Origin of the sequence: Natrialba aegyptia DSM 13077, from assembly GCF_000337535.1 — an archaeon.
Lineage (GTDB): Archaea > Halobacteriota > Halobacteria > Halobacteriales > Natrialbaceae > Natrialba > Natrialba aegyptia.
In genome coordinates this window covers 105820-123342 of sequence record NZ_AOIP01000029.1, presented here as the reverse complement: position 1 = coordinate 123342, position 17523 = coordinate 105820, and the positions used below count along the sequence as shown (strand labels likewise).

Below are 17523 nucleotides of genomic sequence, written 5' to 3'. Positions count from 1 at the left end.
GATGTGTATAAGAGACAGGCTCGAGACGATTGCGCGCTTCCCGGCCGTCATCGACGAGGCAGCAGCGGACCTCGAACCCCACCAGATCGCGACCTACACGCGCGAGTTCGCCGATCGGTTCAACGCCTTCTATCGGGAGTGCCCGGTGCTCGCGGACGACGTCGATCCCGCGGTTCGCGAGACGCGGCTGGCGCTCGTCGCGGCGTCGAAGCACACGATGGCGAACGCGCTGTCGATCCTGGGCGTCGCTGCGCCGCGGTCGATGTAGCGCGGCGTTGTAGTTTCAGTTCCGCGTTGTGGGTCGCACTCGGTCGTGTCAGCCGCGCCGGTCAGCACCGCTCACGGTCGGGTCGAGTCGAGTTGCGGTGTGGGAGGTTTCTCGTCGCCCCACACGCACGTCCGACAGAATAGCGGGTGTCCGCGGTCAGTCCGCCGACGCGCGGATCTTGTCGGCCAGTTCTTCGCGCGAAATTTCGTCTTCGAGGTAGTCGAAGACCCACTGGACATCGACGTACAGTCCGACAACTCGGCTGCCCTCGTATTCGAGGATCCACTCGACGGTATCGATCTCGGCTTTGAACCTTTCGGGGTCGACGATCGCGGTCACGAGGTCTTCGGCCACGCTCTCGATTTCCGCGTAGAGTTCTTCGGTCTCGGTGACCTGCGTGCTCACGAGGATATCGACCGTCCCGCCGCTTCGGTTGATCTCCATGACGGACAGCTTGTCGCTGCTGAGATCGAACCCGTCCTTATCGAAGCCGGGGACATCGTCGGAACTCGAGTCCGAGTCCGGATCGGAATCCGACGATCCGTTGCCGCCGGTTCCGGAACCGCCGTCGTCGGAACTGCCGTCGTCGTTCGGTTCGTCTGTTTCGCTACTCGAACAGCCTGCGAGTACGGTTGCGAGTGCGGCGCCACTTCCGAGGAGGATCTTTCGTCGCTCCATGGACGAGCCATCGAGAACGGGTAGAATTAGTAATTAGCTCGTACCGTTTCTCTGAGTGAAGAATCGATTGTGTGGGAATTTGGGTTCGGAGATAGATGGATAGAGCCGTGTATCTGTCCGGATAGGGGCGAATTCCGGCGTTCACGAAACCAAATCAGTCAGTTCCAAACACAGTCGTAAAACGACAACAGTCCTGTCGCGGCTGTAGTCATCGAAACCAACAGAACGCCGGTGTTGGGTGCGATTTCGGGGGGTCAGGCAGTGCCTACCGACCGAGATCACCGGGATGGCTGTGCCGACGGGAGCGGCGCGTGATGAGCGACGTGCATTCGTTTGTTCGTTAGTGATCCGATTCGGCTTCTGTGATCGCACTCGAGATGTCATCGGTAGCGGATGTCTCGTCGGCGCTTTCGGGGCTGTTCCCGACCTCGGTTTCTGATCCAGCCGCGTCTTCAGCGGTGGCTGTGTCGGTATTGTCGTTGTCGCCGGTGTTGCCGTTGTCGTCGTCAGTATCGCCTGCAGTGCCTTCGAGTTCGATGCCGGCGAGTTCAGCGGCGAGGTGTCGGTAGGCCGTTGCGGCGGGGCCGTTCGGTTCGTAGGCGACGAGGGGGGTGCCGGCGTAGACGCTCTCGCGGGCGGCGCTGTCCTCGGGGATGGTTTCGAGCAGCTGGAGGTCGAGCCGGTCGGCGAGGTCGGGGTGGGAGATGTCGCTGCCCGGGTGGGTGCGAGTGAGGACGAGTCCGGCGACGGTGCCGCCGGCGCGGGCGGTGAGTTCGATCGTTTTCCGAGAGTCCTGAATAGCGGCGGGTTCGGGCGTGGAGACGAGCACGACGGCGTCTGCGAGCCCGAGCGGGAGAACGGTTTCGTGGCTGATGCCAGCGCCGACATCGAGGAGGACGTAGTCGTACGTCGACCGGAGTTCGGAGACGACTTCGCGCAAGCCCTCCGGCGAGGTCTCTGCGTACTCGTCCAAGCCGATGCCGCTCGGGACGGCGACGATGTTCTCCGCCAGTCGGTAGGTTGCGTCCTCGACTGATGCGTTGTCGGCCAGTACGTCGTGGAGTGTCGTCGAGTCGGGGGTGAGGCTGACGAATCCGGCCAGGTTCGCCATGCCGAGGTCGACGTCGACGATGGCGACGCGCTTGCCCGCCTGTGCGAGCGCGGTTCCCAGATTAACCGTCGTCGTCGTTTTCCCGACGCCGCCTTTCCCGCTCGCGATGGAATATACCGTCTCGTGAGACATATTCGATTACTGTCCGGACAGTGGAACGGGAACACCTTAAATCGTCACCACAGCGGACCGCCCGTGACTCCCGTCGAATCCACAGCGATCCGTCCCGGCCACCGTCGAATTCACAGCGGCCCATCACGACCCGCCACCGAATCAGCGTCGTATAGCGGGCTGTTTCCCGGTACTGTCCCGCATACGGCCGGGTGCGTGTCAAAGAATACTTACCCGCAGCTCCGCTTTGTATGGATAATGAGCCAGGAGGGAGAACGGGAGCAATCCGACCGGAAGAAATACGAGTTCCGGAAGGTCATCGAGGATCTCAAGGATTACGATGGCTCCGGGACACAACTCGTCACGATCTATATCCCCGACGATAGACAGATCAGTGACGTCGTTCAGCACGTCACGCAGGAACACAGCGAGGCGGCAAACATCAAGTCCAAGCAGACTCGAACGGCCGTCCAGGACGCGCTGACGAGCATCAAGGACCGCCTTCGGTACTTCGATACCTACCCGCCGGAAAACGGCGTCGTCTTGTTCTCCGGGGCGGTCGACTCCGGCGGTGGACAGACCGAGATGGTCACTCGCGTCCTCGAGAGCCCGCCACAACCGATCGAGTCGTTCCGCTATCACTGCGACTCCGATTTCCTCACGGAACCACTAGAGCAGATGCTCGCGGACAAGGGCCTCTACGGCCTGATCGTCTTAGACCGGCGCGAGGCGAACGTCGGCTGGCTGCGCGGCAAGCGCGTCGAACCGGTCAAGTCCGCCTCCTCGCTCGTCCCCGGCAAGCAGCGAAAGGGTGGCCAGTCAGCCCAGCGATTCGCCCGCCTGCGCCTCGAAGCGATCGACAACTTCTATCAGGAAGTCGCCGGGATGGCAAACGACCTGTTCGTTCCCAAGCGCCACGAACTCGACGGCATCCTCGTCGGCGGACCCTCGCCGACGAAAGACGAGTTCTTGGACGGCGATTACCTCCATCACGAGATTCAGGACAACGTGATCGGCAAGTTCGACGTGGCCTACACCGACGAGTCGGGGCTGTACGACCTCGTCGACAACGCGGAGGACGCGCTGGCCGACGCCGAGGTGATGAAGGACAAAAAGCAGATGGAGGAGTTCTTCGAGGAACTCAACGCGGGCGACCTCGCTACCTACGGGTTCGACCAGACCCGGCAGAATCTGATGATGGGGGCGGTCGACCGGCTGCTGATCAGCGAGGATCTGCGAAAGGACGTCATCACCTACGAGTGCGGGGAGTGTGGCAACACCGACCGCGAGGTGATCGACCGGCGCAAGGCCACCCCCGAGCACACCTGTAGCGAGTGCGGAACCGATATCGAGGCGACCGAAGAGGACCGCGAAGACGCGATCGACCACCTTATCCAGATCGCCGAGCAGCGCGGCACCGAGACCAAGTTCATCTCGACCGACTTCGAGAAGGGCGAGCAGTTGTACAACGCGTTCGGCGGCTTCGCCGGTATCCTCCGGTACTCGACCGGCGTGTAAATCTCCCCTTTCTCCCTCCCATCGTCCTTCCGGTTGCGACTGCGTTTGTCTCTTCGGTCGCCTCCGTGGACGAACCCCCGTGGACGAACCTTTGTGGACGAACCGGCACACGTTTGTCGCACTGGCAACGTTCGTAACGGCCAGTACGCTCTTGGCTCCCGAGCGGGAGAACGCAAACGTCGTTTTCGATGCACCAGTCGAACCCGACCGACGATGTCGTTCGGACGGTCATTCGCCGAACGGAGCTACTCGCGGCGCTCGCCGACCAGCCACAGTACAAACGCGACCTCGTCGAAGCGCTCGCGTGCTCCCGTTCGACGATCGATCGTGCGATTCGTGAACTCGAGTCCCTCGAGTTCATCGCGCGGACGGAGGTGGGGTATCAGCTGACTGCGGGGGGACGACTGGCACTGTCGGAGTATCGACGGGTGGAGCAGGCGTTTACGGCGATCGAAGAGAGCGGGAGTCTACTGCGACACGTGCCGGCAGAAGCACCGCTGTCGACGACGTTGCTGGACGATGCACGGACGTACGAGGTGAAGCCACATGCGCCGATCGAACCGCTTCAGGAACTCGTTTCGCGCTTCGAGACGGCGACTCGGGTTCGAGGGTTTGCTGCGGCGGAGCGGATTCCGGCGACGCGGATGCGCTTGTACGAGCGAACTGTCGAAGAGGACCTCACTGTTGAGGCGATTTTCACCGAGGATCTCGCGGAGTTTCTTTTCGCGGAGTATCCCGAGCAGGTGCGCAGTTCTGCGACGGAGGGAGCGTTCGACATGTACGCGATCGAGTCGATACCGTACGAATTGACGCTTATCGAGCAATCGGATGCGCAGTACGTGTTCGTCTTCGTGTTGAACGAACGGACGGAGATACAGGGGGTGATCAGCAACGATACGCGGGCGGCGTTCGAGTGGGGGGAGTCCGTCTTTCGGGAGGTGCGTTCGGCTGCGAGATCGGTGTCACCGCCGGAGTAACGGCGGCCGACTGATGGCGGTCAGTAGTCGACAGCACACGCTTACAGCGTCCCGCGAAGTCGAACGGCGTCGTCGGTGATCTCCTCGATGCTTCCCTCGTCAAGCGGGTGGGCGCTCTCGGTTATATCGCCCCAGCCGAGTTTCGACTTGATCGTTTTCGTGATCGTTGGTTCGGGATCGACGTAGCCGCGCCCGTCCTCGACGGCGACGATCCGGCCGACTTCCGTCCCGTCGATATTCAACACACGTTTTCCCTTGTCGGCGGCCGTGAGCGTGTGAGCGTCCTGAGTCATAGCAGTGAGCAGTGGAGTGCCGGGTTGGGCGTCAGTAGCTATACGGCGAGTGCTAGCGCACTGTCGCCCCGGCGTTCGCAGCCCATCACCACGGAGGAAAACGAGGACAATAAATCGCCCAAACCGTCATGCTGGCCCACTGAACCGTTATACTGCAACGCGACAGTAAGGTGTAGTTACTGGACAAGGGTCGGCGTGTACCCACCTCCTACGCTCGCTTGCCATCGAGCGAATCGTTCGGTTGCAACGGTAACCAGGTCCTTCTATCGTCGGTGTGAACACAACGGAAGCGTTATGACGCTAGTCCCGTATTACTATTCGATCGATGGACGAGTCCCCGTTTCGCCCCGAATCGGTCGACGACCCGCGGATCACCGGGCAATTCTGCCGGCGCGTCTCCGGGCCGGCCGGCGACTACTACCTCCTCGGCGTCGTTCACGACCACCCCGCGAGTATCAACCGCGTCATGCGCGTTGCCGACGCGGTCGATCCCGCCGTGCTCGCACTCGAACTCCCGCCGGCAGCCCTCCCGCTGTACCGCGTCTACGCCCGCGACGGCGACTCGAGCGACTCGAGTACGTCCACGACGGATACCGACCCCGATCGCTCGACCGACACGCCGCATACGACGCCCCCGACGTACACCCCACCAGCACACGGCGGCGAAATGAGCGCCGCAATCTCCGCCACCGACGCTGAACTCGTCGGAATCGACGCCGAGGAGGTAGTAGTCGCCGGCCGGCCCGGAGACGCGCCGGCAGAATTGCCCGGNAGATGTGTATAAGAGACAGGCACTGCGCTGTCGCATCGCGGCGACGCTGACACACGCAACCTCGATGACGATCACGCGAGGCGACCCGATCGAGTACGACTGCGACTTCGATGACCCGCCGGAAACGCAGGCTGCTCACGAGCGCGCTCACGTCGCGAGCGTCCAGGCGCTCCTCGGAAGCGTCCAGACGGACGATAGCGCGCTCGCCTATCGAGACGAGACTCGCGAGCGCTGTATGATCGACCGACTGACCGAAATCCGCGCGGAGAACGACGGCGCCGTCCTCGCTATCGTTGGTATCGACCACCTCGAAACGCTGGCCACTGCGCTCTCGGCCGGCGAGACGGCGACTACCGGGACGAGCTACCACACCGACTCGTCAACGACATCACCGTAATCACGCTCGCTTCTGACCGTAATCACGCTCATCTCTAACCGAGTCCGGCATCTCGACGACAGTCCATGCCCGCAGGTCCACGTGTTACCGCCGTAACGTCGTCACGCAGTTCCAGCAGTACGTATACGTCTGATCGGCTACGTTCTGTGCCCCGCAGTGGGGACACCGCATCGTCTCCCCGTCGAGTTCGCGATCCGTGTTGTGAGCCGATGGGTCGCCGGCATCACTGGCATCTCCGGATTCGTCAGTGTTCCCGGGATACCGATCGGCGTGGCGCGAGACGTGTGAGGGGCCACGATTGGGGTCGGCGAGCGAGGGTGACCTCGCCTCGTCACCGTCGGCGCGGCGCACGTAGACGTAGTACAATAGCAGATGGAGAAGGGCAAACACGATCACGTATCCGATGAGCCAGCCCCAGCGTTCCATCACCATGACATAGGCTCTCAAGGCACTTGGATATTCCCCGATTCACCAGTAGCTGACGGTCCTATCGAACGGACGGTCCCGATTCGGTACCGATCGCGAGTCAGTTCTGGGGCCGCAGATCGCGGCGGAACTCGTCGAAGACCTCGAGTTCGTCGGGGACCGAGTAGGGAAGGTGGCGCTCGTCCTGACGGTTGACGCCGGCCTCGTCGATGGGGGTGGCGGTCGACTCCCAGCCGGGTTTGATTTTGACGCTCGTCGCGGGCATGCCGACGGCGATGTGGTGGGCGGGCACGTCGTGTTGGACGACGCCGCGTGCGCCGACGATGGCGTTTTCGCCGACTTTGTTGCCGGCACGGACCATCGAGTCGTAGGTGAGACGCACGTCGTCTTCGACGATCGTGTGGTAGTTTCGGACCTCGGTCTGGTCGACGACGTCGTGATCGTGGCTGTAGATGTGAACGCCGTCGGAAATCGAGACGCGGTCGCCGATGGTCAACTTCCCGCGGTCGTCCAGATGGACGTCGTCGTGAACGATCGTATTGTCGCCGATGGTGATGTTGTGGCCGTAGGTAAACGAGATACCCTTGAAGAACCGGCAGTTCTCCCCACACTCTTCGAAGAGGTGGTCCGCGAGCATCCGTCGAAACCGCAGCGCGAACTCGACGTTGTCCGCGATCGGCAGGCTATCGAACTGCCGCCAGAGCCACTGGAGGTGCTTCGACCGCCGAAACAGGTCTTCGTCTTTCTCGGCGTAGTACTCGCTCTCCAGGGTCGTGTTACAGGGATCGTAACTCTGCAGTCGAACCCGTTCTGCCGCCGAAACCGATTCGCCTGCTTGCCAGCGATCGTAGGCCTCGCGATCACCGGACAGATCGATCAGTACGTCCTCGACGACCGAACACGTGCTCTCGTCGCTTGCAAGCCGTCGGTCGACCTCGTCGATGAACTCGCGCATGCCCGCCTCCGCCTCGTCGGGGAGCGAGACGTACCGCTTTGTCATACACCGGGATATTGTCCGCGGAGTTGATAGGGGTTCGGTTGTGCCGCCGAATCTGCCGAGACTGCTTCGCTACTGGTACTTTCCATTGGATATCGACCTCGGGATCGTCGGTTCCACGAAACGCGACTACTCGTCGGTACCGTGCCACTCCGCAAACAGTAGCGCCGGGAGCGAAATAGTCCCGATCAGCAGCAACGCTGTGACGACGACCGTTCCCAGCGTGACTCGATGCGGACTGATCTCGAACTGGGTCAGCGCAAGCGGCAGGAACACGACGACGGCGAGGACGACGCCGAGCAGCCATCCCCCAGTCGTCGTTCGGCAGATGCCGATCATATATAGGTCATATGGGAACAATATAAAAAGTAATTCGATATTATACCAGATTGGAATTTTAATATTATGTAGGAACTGTCTATTTTAGCACCTCCCCAGCCGCGTGGACCATTAAGTGCCTGGTTCAGTCGATCACAATTGTAGTAGTATCTGAATCATCTGAGCCAGCGGCGTGCACTGGCTGGACTGCCCAACCAGAAGGAATGAAAGCGGTTGATCCGCACTGAGACTGTCTGAAATCACTTTCCAACCCGGTTTTGGCCGTTGTGGTTGAAGTGACCGTTCAACTCATGACGAGCGAGGGCAGTCAGATAACTGCCAGCATCGATGAGAAGCTCTGTTTCGTCAAGATCGTGTTTTTCAGTAAGACAGCGCAATAACGCCGTCTTCAGAATGCAAATGCATTCTGATGAGTTGCACGAGAGCCACACTCTCGTGAACGTCACGGGCCAGTCCTGCGGCGGCTGTACACGTCAATTTCGAGCAGTAACTTTGCATCTGTGTCGGTTGTGGCGTACAAGCACTTTTCTCACTGTCGACCTTGTTCTGTTTCTCGTTGACCGCGACCCGCGACGGCGCAACCGAAACCCTATCACAATCCACGGCTAAGTTCTCTCTGAGCAAGTTGGCGAATTGTATGGACACTTCTCACCACCACCTATTCATTCCACAAACTTTTATCTAGATAGGTCTTAGATACAATTTACTAATTATTTTTACTTCTAATGGAGAAGACCATATACTACATTTCACAGTGAAAATACGCATAGTAATTATGTAAGTTATGAATATTAATCAGTGAAATGCCGAATATCCACTAATGAAACAAATAAAAACAAACCATCTAATTTCCTTCAGGACTCAATTGTCATGGAGATGTCATCTCCGTTATTCTCATTAGTAGGGTACTCATAGCATTCGAGTTCAAAGACAGTCTCCTCTCCCCCAAGAAGTTGCCCATCAACCAAAACTCCGTCATCTTGGGGCTCAAAGTTAATTACCGCGCCATCAACGCGTTTGAAAGCACCACTACCACAATCGCCCCTCTCAACGAAAAATTCGACGTTGTCTACCCACTCTCCAGTATTGGAGACTGTAAGGGTATAATAATTATTTGCTGAGACACTTCCCGTTGCTCCTAGAGTTCCTGCACCGAGGACAGTTGTTACTGCGCTTTTCTTCAAGACCGAACGTCGATTCAATTCTATCGACATTGCAAGTAGAATGTTGGTTATTTCCATCTATAATAATAGCGGACCAAGTTGATATCTCCTCAACAATAACGGATATGTTGTATCTATTTCTGGTGGATATATTTATCGGCATCAATTATAAAGAGATGTTTGATAACGATTAGGAAATATATAACTATCTTTTATTAATAAAATCGATCATTGTTCACGTCCCAATTAATTCCCTCCAAAACATTATCCCAAAATTTCACAGTAGAGTAGCTAATTCTCACATCACAATTCTCATTTATATAATATTACTGGAATAACACTAAATAGTATTTGGATTTCTACTACCGATCTGATTCACTATAATACATGTCAGGGATTCAATCGGTAAAGGATCCCGAACGAGTTCGGAGTCCGCGCTCGCACGTTCCGTACCCCATAAGGTTCCTCGCTACGAAGGCCCGAACATGCAGCACAGTGAACTCGGTGACTCCGGTGTCGAGGTGAGCGAAGTCGGGTTCGGCGCGTGGACCGTCGGCACCGACTGGTGGGGCGACCGCTCCGAGGAGGAGGCGATCGAGATGCTCCGGTACGCCGTCGATCAGGGCATCACCTACTTCGATACGGGCGACGTCTACGGCCACGGCCGCAGCGAGGAGCTGGTCGGGCAGGCGCTGTCCGACGTCCGCGACGACGTGACGATCGCGACCAAAGTCGGCTACGACTTCTACAACAATCCCCAGGCCGGACACGGCGAGATTCCCAAGCAGATGACTCCCGAGTACCTCCGAGACGCCGTCGAGCAGAGCCTCGACCGCCTCGGACTGAACTCGATCGACGTCCTCCAACTCCACAACGCCAACGTCGACGAGATCACGCCCGACGTGCTCGAACTGCTCGATGAACTCGAAGAGGAAGGGAAGATCGACGCCACGGGACTGGCGCTTGGCCCCTCGATCGGCTGGCTCGCCGAGGGTGACTTCGCCATCGAAAACGAGTTCGACTCCGTCCAGTTGGTGTGGAACGTGCTCGAACAGGAGGTCGGCACTCACTTCCTCGAGACGATCGAGCGTACCGGCTCCCAGACGAGTCTCATCCCGCGAGTCCCACACTCCTCCGGCATCCTCAACGAGCAGGTTACACCAGAAACCGAACTCGGCGAGGGCGACCACCGCGGCTTCCGTCCCGACGAGTGGTACGAAACCGGCTGGGAGAAACTCGAGAAACTGCGCTTCCTCGAACGCGCGGAGCCCCACTCCGCGAGCGAAGCGAGCGAAGAGCAACGAGACGAAAGCGACCGCGAGCGGACGATGGGCCAGGCATCGATCGCGTGGCTGCTCTCACACGACGCCGTTGCGACCGTCACGCCGACGTTCCGGACGACCGATGATATCGACGAATGGGCGGCGGCGAGTGACGTTCCGAAACTCACCGCCGAGGAACTGGACCGCGTCGCTGAACTCTACGAGAACGACTTCGGAATCGACCGCGACGACGGCATGGACTCCCTCCGTACGTCGGTCGACGGTGCTGACATCGAGTCGGCCGGACTGGACAAACTTGCGGCCGACTGACGTGCGATAGCGGTTGTGGCTGCGTACTGGTTTGACCGGCCAGCGCTTGGATTTTGCTGGGATTCCGGCTTGGTATCGATTCATTTATCATCACGCGTACATCCATGGGTGAGTATGACTATCGGGGTGGAGCCAATCCGATGAACGTGCTACGACTGGGAGAGCGTATCGGCGAGTTCACGAGCACGTACTTCGTCGTCTGGATCCTGCTCGGGTCGGCCGTTGCGCTGTACTCGCCGGCGACGGTCACGCCGCTCGGTGACCACATCGCCCTGTTCCTTGGCGTCATCATGCTCGGGATGGGGCTCACGCTGACGCCGGCGGACTTCCGGCGAATCCTCGATCGACCACGGGACGTTCTTATCGGTGCACTGACCCAGTGGGTCTGCATGCCGGTGTTCGCGTATCTGCTCGTTACGCTCCTCGATCTCCCGTGGGAACTCGGCATCGGACTCCTCCTGCTCGGGGCCGCACCGGGTGGGACGGCCTCGAACGTGATGACCTACCTCGGTCGGGGCGACGTTGCCCTCTCGGTGACGATCACGTCGGTGACGACGCTCGCCGCTCCGCTCGTCATGCCGGCCTGGATCGTGGTGCTCGCGGGCGAAGAGATCACGGTCACCTTCAGCGCGATGGCCGAAGAGATCCTGCTGATCGTCCTGATTCCGGTCGTCGCCGGACTGGCCCTCCGAGTGCTTCTTGATAGGTATGCGCCGACGGTAGCGAAGGCAGGGCTCTCTATCTTCCCGGCGATCAGCGTGCTGACGATCGTCCTCATCGTCGCGGCAATCGTCGGTCTCAACGTCGACGAGATCTACAGCGCGAGCGCCGTCGTCTTCCTCGCCGTCATCGTCCACAACGCACTCGGCCTCGGGGCCGGTTACGGCGTCGGACATCTGACCGGAATGAGCGAGGAGCGAGCGCGGACCTGCGCGTTCGAGGTCGGGCTGCAAAACAGCGGCCTGGCAGTCGCGCTGGCCGTGGCGTTTTTCGATCCCGTTACCGCCCTCATTCCGGCGCTGTTCAGCGTCTGGCACAACGTCACCGGTCCGGCGCTGGCAACGGCGTTCGCGCGTACTGATGGAACGTCAGTTCCGACAGCTGATGGAGCGTCAACAGCGGATTGATACTGTGGCAATGAATCCAAAAAATAGCACATGCACCCAATTATATGGCCAGTACTAGGAATTCTCCATAACCCTATGCGCGAATTTCCTTAATCTCACTTAATCCCCTTAGAGATATGCTTTTCACGCTGGTCGTTGCGAGACGTGGTAGCATGGCAGACCCCACGTACGTACAGAAGGCGTGCGCCTACATTACTCGCGGATCCGGCGAGTTATTGGTGTTCGAGGGACCGGAACACGACGGCCTTCAGATCCCGAAGGGGACACTCGAACCGGGTGAATCCCCACGAGAAGCCCTCTTCAGGGAAGTTATCGAGGAGAGCGGCCTCGGAACGCTCAACGCAACCCGACACCTCTCGACCGATGTCTGGACTCGACGACACTCCCCGCCGAAGTGGTACGTCCGCCACTTCTTCCACGCAACCGTCTACGAACCGCGCGATCGATGGACCCACACCGTCACCGACGGCGGCGACGAACACGGTGCCGAGTTCGAACTCTACTGGATTCACCCGTCGACCGCCCGCGAGTTCGCACTCGACCTCGACGATTACGTGCAGTTGCTCCCACTGCCCGACCGGGCCGGCGAACGCAACGCTGAACTCGCAGCGGCCTCGGATTGACGCGCCTCGCTCGTTGCTATGGCCCTGTGCCAAGTACACACTACGTCGAAAGCGCCCGCTTGACGGCCGCCGCGACGGTTTTGGCCTTCTCTTCGAGTTCGGGAGAGACGTGACCGTCGGCGACTGCGGCCTCGAGTTCGGCTTCGTCGACGATGTCGACGGTGCCGTCAGGGGTACGGATCACGTCGACGTAGAGGTCGACGTAGCGGACCGTTTCGGGGAAGAGTTCGACCGGCGTGCAGACGTTGACGTAGGTCCCTTTCGTCGAGCCGTCGGCCGCCGTGTAGGTCGTCGGATACCACCAGCGGCCCTCGCGGAACTTCGTGACGGCGGTGTCGCCCGCTTCCTTCGGCGTGCCGAGGGCGTCGTAGGTGCCGCCGCCGCTCATCGTGCGCTCGAGCGTGAGTTTTCCCTCGGGGTCCCAGTCGGTCACGTCGCCGTACCCGAGCGAGATGCGCCTCCCGTCGGGTTTGCCGTGGCCGATTTCGAGTCGGTCGCCCGAGACGGGACCGAACTGGCGAGCGACGGCGTCGAAGGGGAACGCGCCGTCCGTGTCCGCGTCTAAGTCACCCGCGACCGAGCCACAGATCGCTTCCGCGAAGTCCACGGCTGAACTCGCCGCCCTGTCGGCGGCCTTGGTCCGGTGGTGGCCCGGCATCGTCGTTTCGACGGCGCGGCGGGCGTCGTCCAGGGCGAACCGGGATTGCCGGCCGAACCAGAGCCACGCGGTCGTTCGAGGGGCGGCGAGCAGTCCCGGCTCACCGGGTTCGGCTGGTGCGTCGGCGAGTTCAGTTTCGAGGTCGCGGGCGCGTTCGACGAGGCGTTCGAGGCCGGCTTCCATCGCTGCGAGATCCGCGTCGGCGGCGGCGTGATGCCAGCGGAGTCCCCAGCCATCTGGTACGTCCGCGGAGAGCAGGTCGGTCATGCCGACGAGTTCGTCGGCGCGCTCGCCCCGGAGTGCGGCCGAAACGCCGGTCCGATCCCGCGAGAGGGTTCCGAGACCGCTACGAACGGCGCGGGTCGGGGTGACCCGCGGCTCGTCGTCGGCCCACGGCGGAGCGGGTTCCGTGACCTGTACCCGGTAGCGGTTTCCGGTGTCGACGTAGCCGTCGACGTCGTCGTAATTCAGGTAGCCGCGGCGACCGTCGCCGAGGTCGACGACGGCACCGCTGCCGCCAGCGGCGTCGATCACTTCGGCGTCGAAGACGGCTCCGCGGGGAACGGTCGCAGTCCACCGGAAGGTATCGATCCCGACCGTGAGCGTGTCAGCAACGTGGTCGACGGCATCGCCGTCGCCAGACACCGACAGCCCCTGTCTGTCTCGAGTCGTCTCGATCGCCACGTCCGCCGGCGCGGCGTCGAACGACTGTGCGAAGCGTTCGCGGATCGGCTCGGACGCCTGGACGACCCTGCACTCGTTCTCGGAGTCGTTTCCACCCGCGTCCTCGAGCAGATGCGTTACTGCCGTGGTGTAGATGCCGCGAACGCGAACCGCCGTCTCGGTCATCGAAAGCGAGCCCCCGCCGTCGCGTCGGTCGCAATACGGGCAACCGCAGTCACGGACATCGCAGCTGCGACCACGACGATCACCGCAGCGTCTCGCGGTCCGCCGCGAACCGAACGCGGCCGTTGATCGTCGGCCCGAGCGTCAACTCGACGTACTCGCTCTCCGCGTCGAGTACACGCCCATCCTCGACGTAGACGCCCCACGTATCGAACCGGAGCCAGCCGCGCATCTCGGCTGCGTGCGTCGTGATGTCGATGAACTCGACCGTGTGTTCGGGGTAGTCAGAGGCCGAGTGAGCCATGTCTATGTCGGAGTAGACGGTGTCGTGCTCGTCGAAAAACGCTTCCAGTGTCCTCGCGTCCTCCTCGACGGCCTCGACGACGGCGTCGGACGCCGCCCGGAGGTCGTCGGTGTCGAGACCGACTGCCCGCAGTGCCTGCTGCGTTCGCTGGTCGAAGTGCATACCGGCCCGTTCGGACGGCAGGCCTTTGTGGATTCCGAGTCCGTCTCGTGTAACAGACTACTGAAGGTTTGACTCAGTCGGCGGGCAGTAGCTGTCGATCGTCAGTCGTCGGCAGGAGCCGACTCCGGTGTGTCGGCGGTGTCCGACCGAGACCGACCGGCGGTGGCGGGGTCCGTCCGCTCGCGACCGACGGTGGCTGTCGTGTCGTCGTCATCGCGTTCCCCGTCCGGATCCGGCGGGGCAGTGTAGTGGATGCCGCGACGTGCATTGTACATGGTATCGGTCATGGCCGGTGGACCAGCATAAACATCGCCCTTATACGAACATGAGACTCAATATCATACTAGGATCCCTGACGGCGAACGCTTACCGGACCGGCCGTTGTATCCCCGCTCATGCAACGGAGGCGTGACCCAGTCGAACGAGCAGCCGACGAGTCGGAGGATCTGTACGATATCTCGACGTGGGAGCCGCGGTCAGTCACCGACCGGCTCGCCTACTCGGTCTACAACGGGCTTAACTACGGCCTCCGCGCGATCGTCCTCATCGTCGCCACTGCGATCACCCTGTTCGTCCTCGTCCAACCGGCCGTTCTCGTCAGCGAAGACCCGTCGATAGCCGTCTTCTTCGGCCTCTCGATCATCCCCGCAGCCGTCCTCGCGGCGTTCATCTGGTACTCGGATATCACGACCAACGAACCGCTCGGCGTCCTCGTCGCCACGTTCGTCCTCGCCGTCCTCTTTACCGCGTTCGCCGCCCTCGTGAACTCGACCGTCGGGCTTTGGGTCCGGGCGATTCCGGGAATCGGAACGATCCTCTTTTTCTACCTGATCGTCGGTCCGGTCGAAGAAACCGTCAAACTCCTCGCCGTCCGCGTCTTCGCCTATCGCCGGGACACCTTCGACGCCGTCATCGTCGGCGCGGTCTACGGCGCGGTCGCCGGCCTCGGCTTCGCGGCGATCGAAAACGCGACCTACATCGCCAGCACGGTCGCCGAAATTCAGGCCCAATCCCAGACCGGACTCGGCCCGACCGCCGCGGCGACCAGCATCACGGCCCTCCGCGCACTCGTCGGTCCCGGACACGTCATCTACTCCGCCATCGCCGGCTACTACCTCGGCCTCGCGAAATTCAATCCCAAATACGCCGGGCCACTCGTCGTCAAGGGCCTCCTTATCGCGGCGTTCATCCACGCTACTTACAACGTCACCGTCGGCATCGTTCCCGACCTCATCGCCGCCGTCCTCCCCGTCGGCTTCGGCCTGGCGTTTCTCGGCTACGTCATCGCGTACAACCTCGGTGCCGGCTACTTCCTCTACCGGAAACTCTCCCGCTACCGCCGGCACTATCGGGACGTCAGGGAAGACATGGCACCTGCGCCGCGGTCCGAACTGACCGAGTTCGAGCCACCACAGCGATAGTCCCGCCGCCCCTCGACGCAACAACCGTGCTTTTACACCGCGGCCCGATGACTCGCGCATGAGCGAAGACACGGTCCGGACGGCATTCCCCGAACTCGATACTATCGAAGACGACGACCTGCGGGCCCGGGTCGTCGATGCCTGGACGACAGCTATCGCGGAAAACGAGATCGACGACCTCACCACAATCCCCTGGCTGCCACCGACACAGCGCGAACTGGGTCTCCGGAACGAGTTCCTGGTCGACCACGTACGAGACGTGACCGCCTGCGCCGTCGCGTTCGCAGAGACCCTCCTGGAGCGGCGAGCGCTTCCCCTCTCGCTGGATACGGTCATCGCAGGCGCACTCGTCCACGACGTGAGCAAACTCGCCGAGTTCAACGGCATGGACGAGACGGCCGTCTACGGCCTCCTCGGACACCCCTACTACGGCGTCCACGTCGTCGCTCGGGCGGACTTGCCGATCGAACTCGCCCACATCGTCCTCTCGCACACGAGTCGAACCGCGGTCGAACCGGCGACGATCGAAGCCGAACTCGTCAGGCGGGCCGACGAGGTCGCGGCGGCCGCCATCCGCTCTCGGGCGACTGACGACCTCCGAACCGTCTGAGAGAACAGACCGGTCCCGATGCGACCGCACTCACCACCGCATCACCACACGCCAGCAACGTTACTCGAATCGCGACTCGAGCAACCGCTCGACGTACTTCGCGAGCACATCGACCTCCAGGTGTATCGGGTCGCCGACCGCCTTCTCCGACAGCGTCGTGAACTCGTAGGTCGTCGGAATGATCGCAACCGTCACCCGCGCACGGCCGTCCTCGTCGCGCTCCAAATCGGCGACGGTCAGGCTGATTCCGTCGAGCGTGATCGACCCCTTCTCGACGACGTACTGACCGTACCCGTCGGGGAGTTCGAACTCGAAGAACCAGTCACCGCCCGGGTCGTCACCGGTCGGTTCGTCCGAAGCACGTGGTGCTTCGCTTTCCGCTACGGATTCGATCCCCGAAATCGTCGCGACCGCATCGACGTGACCCTGCACGACGTGACCGTCGAATCGCCCGTCTGCCAGCATCGCTCGCTCTAAATTAACCGCGTCACCCTCCTCGAGTTCACTGAGATAGGATCGGTCGACGGTCTCGGTCGCGAGAAAGACCTCGAACCACGCGCCCGCCTCGTAGCGTTCGACCGTGAGACAGACGCCGCTAACGCTGATACTCTGTCCGTGTTCGAGGCCGGTAGCGACCTCGTCGGCGGCGATCCGAAGCCGGAGGCCGTCGGCAGTTTGCTCCCGTCCGACGATCGTCCCGGTCTCTTCGACGATTCCCGTGAACATACTCGAAGGTGCCAGTCGACTCCTAAATCCGTTCCGATACCGTCATCCATCCCACATCTGTGATAGATCGCAGTCGTCGACCTTTTGATGACACCCACCGTAGCACGGCGCAATGGCCGGCATCCTCGATACGATCAAGCTCGCGGGCGTCCTCGTCCTGGCGATTCCCGCCGCACTCGCCGGACTCGAGTTCGCCCTCGTCCGCGGCGACCCGACTACGGGCGTGATCTTGCTCGGGTTGGCCGCCGGACTCGTCGTCGTCGAACGATGGATAACGATGCCGTCGGACATTCCCGAACTCGTTGCCAGCCGCGTCGTCGGATCGATTGTTACGGATCCGGAGTCGACAGACGATGAGAGCGAGACGGAGACGACTGATACCGCGAACGGGCGCTAGTCGGACG

General features: G+C 61.3%; 20 protein-coding genes and 2 pseudogenes. 10 read left to right on the top strand and 12 right to left on the bottom strand.

Annotated features, from left to right (window positions below; translation table 11 throughout):
• A partial coding sequence (locus C480_RS11090) for a DALR anticodon-binding domain-containing protein (RefSeq protein ID WP_006665704.1) occupies nucleotides 1-268 on the top strand: 268 nt, incomplete at its 5' end.
• Nucleotides 269-424: 156 nt separating this feature from the next.
• On the opposite strand, the gene C480_RS11085 is transcribed toward C480_RS11090, so the two are convergent.
• Both C480_RS11085 and C480_RS11080 read right to left on the bottom strand, forming a co-directional pair.
• Nucleotides 425-946, bottom strand: coding sequence for a hypothetical protein (locus C480_RS11085; RefSeq protein ID WP_006665703.1), 522 nt, complete (start codon nucleotides 944-946; stop codon nucleotides 425-427).
• 340 nt (nucleotides 947-1286) lie between these two features.
• Nucleotides 1287-2189: a MinD/ParA family ATP-binding protein gene (locus C480_RS11080; protein ID WP_006665702.1), complete on the bottom strand. Its 903-nt coding sequence runs from the start codon at nucleotides 2187-2189 to the stop codon at nucleotides 1287-1289.
• Nucleotides 2190-2426: 237 nt separating this feature from the next.
• On the opposite strand from C480_RS11080, the gene prf1 reads away from it, so the two are divergent.
• Nucleotides 2427-3686, top strand: coding sequence for a peptide chain release factor aRF-1 (prf1, locus tag C480_RS11075; RefSeq protein ID WP_006665701.1), 1260 nt, complete (start codon nucleotides 2427-2429; stop codon nucleotides 3684-3686).
• 188 nt (nucleotides 3687-3874) lie between these two features.
• Nucleotides 3875-4663 (top strand): helix-turn-helix transcriptional regulator, encoded by a 789-nt coding sequence (locus C480_RS11070; RefSeq protein ID WP_006665700.1) that lies wholly within the window; start codon nucleotides 3875-3877, stop codon nucleotides 4661-4663.
• 41 nt (nucleotides 4664-4704) lie between these two features.
• Here the strand turns inward: C480_RS11070 and C480_RS11065 are convergent, their stop codons facing one another.
• Nucleotides 4705-4956, bottom strand: coding sequence for a hypothetical protein (locus C480_RS11065; protein WP_006665699.1), 252 nt, complete (start codon nucleotides 4954-4956; stop codon nucleotides 4705-4707).
• 325 nt (nucleotides 4957-5281) lie between these two features.
• Between C480_RS11065 and C480_RS11060 the strand changes: the two are divergent.
• Nucleotides 5282-6125, top strand: a pseudogene (locus C480_RS11060) (hypothetical protein).
• Nucleotides 6126-6209: 84 nt separating this feature from the next.
• On the opposite strand, the gene C480_RS11055 reads toward C480_RS11060, so the two are convergent.
• From C480_RS11055 to C480_RS23025, 5 genes and pseudogenes are all read right to left on the bottom strand, one after another.
• Nucleotides 6210-6551 (bottom strand): DUF7577 domain-containing protein, encoded by a 342-nt coding sequence (locus C480_RS11055; protein ID WP_049903591.1) that lies wholly within the window; start codon nucleotides 6549-6551, stop codon nucleotides 6210-6212.
• A gap of 100 nt (nucleotides 6552-6651) precedes the next feature.
• Nucleotides 6652-7551 (bottom strand): acyltransferase, encoded by a 900-nt coding sequence (locus tag C480_RS11050; protein ID WP_006665697.1) that lies wholly within the window; start codon nucleotides 7549-7551, stop codon nucleotides 6652-6654.
• Between the two features lie 126 nt (nucleotides 7552-7677).
• Complete coding sequence (locus tag C480_RS11045; protein WP_006665696.1) at nucleotides 7678-7887, bottom strand: hypothetical protein; 210 nt, start codon at nucleotides 7885-7887, stop codon at nucleotides 7678-7680.
• Nucleotides 7888-8045: 158 nt separating this feature from the next.
• Nucleotides 8046-8490, bottom strand: a pseudogene (locus tag C480_RS24225) (hypothetical protein); the annotation flags it as partial.
• Between the two features lie 251 nt (nucleotides 8491-8741).
• Nucleotides 8742-9128 carry a twin-arginine translocation signal domain-containing protein gene (locus C480_RS23025; protein ID WP_152424048.1) on the bottom strand — a complete coding sequence of 129 codons (387 nt, stop codon included), beginning with the start codon at nucleotides 9126-9128 and terminating at the stop codon, nucleotides 8742-8744.
• 407 nt (nucleotides 9129-9535) lie between these two features.
• Between C480_RS23025 and C480_RS11040 the strand changes: the two genes are divergently transcribed.
• The 3 genes from C480_RS11040 to C480_RS11030 all read left to right on the top strand — a co-directional run bounded on the left by C480_RS11040 (nucleotide 9536) and on the right by C480_RS11030 (nucleotide 12392).
• The gene (locus tag C480_RS11040; protein WP_006665695.1) at nucleotides 9536-10642 is read left to right on the top strand and encodes an aldo/keto reductase; all 1107 of its coding nucleotides are present in this window, start codon (nucleotides 9536-9538) and stop codon (nucleotides 10640-10642) included.
• 140 nt (nucleotides 10643-10782) lie between these two features.
• Nucleotides 10783-11769: a bile acid:sodium symporter family protein gene (locus tag C480_RS11035; protein ID WP_006665694.1), complete on the top strand. Its 987-nt coding sequence runs from the start codon at nucleotides 10783-10785 to the stop codon at nucleotides 11767-11769.
• Nucleotides 11770-11921: 152 nt separating this feature from the next.
• Nucleotides 11922-12392, top strand: a complete 471-nt coding sequence (locus tag C480_RS11030) for an NUDIX hydrolase (RefSeq protein ID WP_006665693.1) — start codon at nucleotides 11922-11924, stop codon at nucleotides 12390-12392.
• Between the two features lie 40 nt (nucleotides 12393-12432).
• On the opposite strand, the gene C480_RS11025 is transcribed toward C480_RS11030, so the two are convergent.
• From C480_RS11025 to C480_RS11015, 3 genes are all read right to left on the bottom strand, one after another.
• A complete protein-coding gene (locus tag C480_RS11025) occupies nucleotides 12433-13899 on the bottom strand; it encodes a DUF402 domain-containing protein (protein ID WP_006665692.1) in 1467 nt (488 codons plus the stop codon).
• A 79-nt stretch (nucleotides 13900-13978) separates the two neighbouring features.
• Nucleotides 13979-14362, bottom strand: a complete 384-nt coding sequence (locus C480_RS11020) for a DUF7532 family protein (protein WP_006665691.1) — start codon at nucleotides 14360-14362, stop codon at nucleotides 13979-13981.
• A gap of 101 nt (nucleotides 14363-14463) precedes the next feature.
• Nucleotides 14464-14637, bottom strand: a complete 174-nt coding sequence (locus C480_RS11015) for a hypothetical protein (RefSeq protein WP_241433818.1) — start codon at nucleotides 14635-14637, stop codon at nucleotides 14464-14466.
• Between the two features lie 120 nt (nucleotides 14638-14757).
• Here C480_RS11015 and C480_RS11010 point away from each other — a divergent pair, with 120 nt between their 5' ends.
• Together C480_RS11010 and C480_RS11005 are read left to right on the top strand one after the other, a co-directional pair.
• The gene (locus C480_RS11010) at nucleotides 14758-15783 is read left to right on the top strand and encodes a PrsW family intramembrane metalloprotease (RefSeq protein ID WP_006665689.1); all 1026 of its coding nucleotides are present in this window, start codon (nucleotides 14758-14760) and stop codon (nucleotides 15781-15783) included.
• Nucleotides 15784-15841: 58 nt separating this feature from the next.
• Nucleotides 15842-16393, top strand: a complete 552-nt coding sequence (locus tag C480_RS11005) for an HD domain-containing protein (protein ID WP_006665688.1) — start codon at nucleotides 15842-15844, stop codon at nucleotides 16391-16393.
• 60 nt (nucleotides 16394-16453) lie between these two features.
• Here the strand turns inward: C480_RS11005 and C480_RS11000 are convergent, their stop codons facing one another.
• Entirely contained in the window at nucleotides 16454-17119 is a 666-nt protein-coding gene (locus C480_RS11000; RefSeq protein ID WP_006665687.1) for a riboflavin synthase, read from the bottom strand.
• Between the two features lie 112 nt (nucleotides 17120-17231).
• Between C480_RS11000 and C480_RS10995 the strand changes: the two genes are divergently transcribed.
• A complete protein-coding gene (locus C480_RS10995; protein WP_006665686.1) occupies nucleotides 17232-17516 on the top strand; it encodes a DUF7533 family protein in 285 nt (94 codons plus the stop codon).
• Nucleotides 17517-17523 lie beyond the last annotated feature (7 nt).